This is a genomic window from Mesorhizobium sp. M00.F.Ca.ET.216.01.1.1 (assembly GCF_004010325.2).
In the GTDB taxonomy this organism is placed as follows: Bacteria; Pseudomonadota; Alphaproteobacteria; order Rhizobiales; family Rhizobiaceae; genus Mesorhizobium.
In genome coordinates, this window is record NZ_SADR02000242.1 from 1 (window position 1) to 368 (window position 368).

The 368-nt window shown below is 61.7% G+C and carries 1 protein-coding gene; it reads right to left on the reverse strand.

The features are described from left to right. Positions 1-368 (reverse strand): class II glutamine amidotransferase (locus EN859_RS35930; protein ID WP_135913650.1); only part of this gene is annotated, 368 nt, incomplete at both ends.

Consider the following 368-nt stretch of genomic DNA (forward strand, 5'->3'; position numbering starts at 1 on the left):
GTTTCAGGGACGGCTCGATGCCGGCGCGGCGCGAAGCCTCGAGAACGAGGCCGGCGACGCGGGAAGCCGCGCCATGCGGGTCCTGCGACAGATCCTCGCCGATCATCAAGCGAAAGAATAATTCGGAATCGGTCGTGCCTTCGAGCTGGTCGAACAAATCGTCCGAGAGAGAATTCTCCAGTGCACGGCGGATCTTCTCGAAGCCCCCGATCTGGCCGTTGTGCATGAACGACCAGCGGCCGGAAACGAAAGGATGGCAGTTCATGCGGCTGGTGGCGCCGCCGGTCGAGGCGCGCACATGGGCAAGAAACAAGCCCGATTTTATCAGCCGGCCAAGACTTTTGAGATTGGAATCGGACCAGGCCGGC